The 3089-nt window shown below is 66.8% G+C and carries 2 protein-coding genes and 2 pseudogenes; 2 read left to right on the forward strand and 2 right to left on the reverse strand.

What is annotated here, in order from left to right:
* Positions 1-928: 928 nt before the first annotated feature.
* Both ABZS54_RS42610 and ABZS54_RS42615 read left to right on the forward strand, forming a co-directional pair.
* A pseudogene (locus tag ABZS54_RS42610) lies at positions 929-1159 on the forward strand (GNAT family protein); the annotation flags it as partial.
* A 97-nt stretch (positions 1160-1256) separates the two neighbouring features.
* Complete coding sequence (locus ABZS54_RS42615) at positions 1257-1610, forward strand: recombinase family protein (RefSeq protein ID WP_355548747.1); 354 nt, start codon at positions 1257-1259, stop codon at positions 1608-1610.
* Positions 1611-1766: 156 nt separating this feature from the next.
* Here the strand turns inward: ABZS54_RS42615 and ABZS54_RS42620 are convergent, their stop codons facing one another.
* A complete protein-coding gene (locus ABZS54_RS42620; RefSeq protein WP_355548750.1) occupies positions 1767-2738 on the reverse strand; it encodes a hypothetical protein in 972 nt (323 codons plus the stop codon).
* Between the two features lie 168 nt (positions 2739-2906).
* A pseudogene (locus ABZS54_RS42625) lies at positions 2907-3089 on the reverse strand (hypothetical protein); the annotation flags it as partial.

Genomic DNA, 3089 nt, shown 5'->3' on the forward strand with positions numbered 1-3089 from the left:
GAACCCACGCCCGTTCGCCTGGACCAGAACCGCAGACGAGATCCTCGAACGCCTCGCTTCCTATCTGAAGCGAATTCCTGGCGCAGGACACTAGGTTGGTGGTTCCGGGCCCTTTCCGTCCGCGTCCCTGACAGGCGCGGTTGGGATGGGCCCGACTCGGTTGCCGGTGCTCGTCCTTGAACCTCGCGATTGCGGCGTTGTAGGTCGAACTGCCGATCGCGCGGGCCCGTGTGGACGTCGTTCTCCCCAACGCCCGGTCCGTGCGCAAGGATTGGCGGCATGGAGGATCGTGAGGAGCCCCGTTGTGACGCAAGCCGGATCCGGGTGATCGAGGACCAACACGAGGTCGTCCGGATGCGGCCTCGTATGTACTTCGGCGTGGAGCGTGAGGAGCCGGATCTTCCGTTGAGTGTGCTGCTGCGGGTGGTCGGCGACGCGGTCTGGGAGGTGCCGGTCGCGCCGGTGCTCAGTGTCGGGGTCGTGGTCGAGTCGGACCGCCGGTTCCGGGTGGAGGACGACGGCCCCGGGTTGCCGACGCGGTTGTCCGGACCGGTTCGGCAACAGGTTCCCGCCGCCGTGCGGATGTTCAGCGAGCTGGCGGTGGGGCACTGCCCGCCGCGCGGGGTGGGCGCTCTGGTCGTGCCGACGGCCGTGTGTTCGCGCGTGAGTGCGGACATCCGCAGCCAGGGCCGCGGCTACCGGGTCGATTCGGGCTTCCACCAGGAGACCCGACTGACCGACCTCGGCCCGGCCCAACGTCACGGAACCAGCCTGGAGTTCGTCCTCGACGACGACTACTTCCCCGACGGATCGGTACTCCCACTCGACCCCGCCCCCGCGATCGAGGCCATGCTCGACACGCCGACCTGGGACGGCAGGACCAGAGTCCGCAGCCGGGTCGACCTCCGTATCGAGGACCGACGCTCCGGTCGAGCATGCCTTCACCGAACTCGGCCTGCACCGGCTGGAAGCGAACATCCAGCCGGACAACACTGCCTCGCTGAACCTCGCCAAGCGCCTGGGCTTCCGGCGCGAGGGCTACTCGGCCGCCTTCCAGTTCATCAACGGCGAGTGGCGCGACCACGAGCGCTGGGCCATCACTGCGGGGATCCCGAACACGGCTGCTGTGCAACCCACTCGCCTGAATCAACCCGGGTGAAATCTCGAGAACACCGCAGGCGACGACCACCGGAGCACCCGCCCACTCGGGCACACGGCTTCGAGAACCGACAGGACACGAGGAGGAGAGGAACGGCATGGTCGACCGCCTGTATCTGCGGCATTCCACCGACAAGCAGACCAACGCCCGCCAGCTTCACGCCCTCGCCGACATCCTCAAGTCCGGCGCGCCGACGTACGAGGACCCGGCCACCTCCTCCCGCGTCTACGCGGTCGCCCGGGCCGGGTTCCGCCGACTGCTCGACGAAGCGGCCGTCGGCGACACGATCCGCATCGCGGACGCCGCGCGGCTGTTCCGCTCGACCAAGGACGTCATCCAGATCCGCGAGGCCCTCCAGCGGCGCGGCTTGCACCTGCGCATCGCCACCGGAGCGTGGTCCGGCTTCGACCTGGCGGCCGACGGCGCACCTCGCCGCCGGTCTGTTCCATGACCGAAGTGTCAGCGGGCCAGCCAGCACCGTTCCGAACACCCGGCGGGCTCCACACGATCGGATGAAGAACACCCGAAGTCCATACACCGTCGGGGCGCGCCGCGTCGGTAGCACGGACCACTGAGGCGACGGCGCCGCTCAACGTCTCGGATCGATCTACCCGTCGGCCTCGAACATCCGGTACGTCTCCTCCAGCGCCCCTTCATCGACCGGCTCGTCGCCGTCCGACGAGTACCCCACATCGCGCTCATACGCTGTCCACGCCAGCGCTTGGGCGTTCTCGACGTACAGGTGATAGTCCTCCGTCGGCACCAACTCCACGGAGTCCGCCAACCCCTGATGAACCAACTCCTCCTCGTTCAGCTCAAGGTGGCAGATCTCGCATTTGAGGCTCTTGGAGTGGAACGTCGCCTTTGCCGATTGCGTAAGACCATCCCCTGCCTCGGAGGGAACCAGATCCATCTCGACGTGGACCACCTCCCCCGAGTGCAGGACCGGGTTCTCGCACGCGGGGCAGATGTGGCCGCCGATCCCGTCGGTAATCATGGCCATCACCTCAGCCCACTGCTCGGGCCTGGAGAACTCCGACCGCCGCCGCGCATAGACGGCCTTCGCCCTGGCCACCTTGGCGCTGATCCGCACACGAAGAGCATCGTTGCGCTTGGCGATCAAGGACTCGCGAAGCTCGCCGTAGTCACCCCAGTACCAGTCGCTGGTGGTGTCGAGCCGGAGCGCCGCCAACACGGGATCGACCACCTTGATCACGAGAGCAAGGTTCGTGGCGGTCGCCGCGTGGTCGTGTATCGCGCAGTGGGCAACGCCGTTGCGGGCCTCCATGACGGGCCGGAGTAGCTTCGCGTCGATCGGGATCTCTGCCGTAAGGAGGTGTTTCACTCGGGTGAAGGCTTCCGACAGGCCGATGGTCTTGATCGTGGTGACCGGGGTAGTCCCGCGGCCGATCGCATGCAGGAGCGACAGGAAATTGTCGGGCTTGCTCTCGACCACCAGGACAGGATGCAGGGACGCCAGGTAGGACTTCAGCAGATGTTCGAGTGCGACACCCGCGTGATGAACCGCGAAGTCTTGCTCCTCTTCTCCTTGTGTGAACGCAGCCAGTGCCTTCTGCATCCAGCGGCGTGAGGAGTCGGCCAGTGCGCGAGAGTCGATCGGAGAGTCCACAATGTTCGACGCTATTACCGAACCCCCATCGTTCCCAGGGGGTTTCCCGCCCGGGCCATGGTCACTGCGACTTCTGGAGTCGCCTGCGCTATGTCTGAAGTCTCCTGCACATAGCGATCAAGTCCCGGATGGGATGGCGTTGACGCGGTTCTCGTACTCGCGTCGGGCCTTGTGCTGCGCGGGGATTGCCGGAGTGTCCGGGGTTCCGTCGAGGGGGCGGCAGCGGGCGAGGAACTGGCGGTGGACCGCGAGCGGGGCGCTGACGCGCAGGGTGTAGCCCTGGCCGCGTCGTACGGTCAT

Source organism: Embleya sp. NPDC005575, from assembly GCF_040605455.1.
Lineage (GTDB): Bacteria > Actinomycetota > Actinomycetes > Streptomycetales > Streptomycetaceae > Embleya.

Coding starts and splice junctions, on each gene's coding strand:
- ABZS54_RS42615 (WP_355548747.1), top strand. CDS start 1,257: ATGGTCGACCGCCTGTATCTGCGGCATTCCACCGACAAGCAGACCAAC.
- ABZS54_RS42620 (WP_355548750.1), bottom strand. CDS start 2,738: ATGCAGAAGGCACTGGCTGCGTTCACACAAGGAGAAGAGGAGCAAGAC.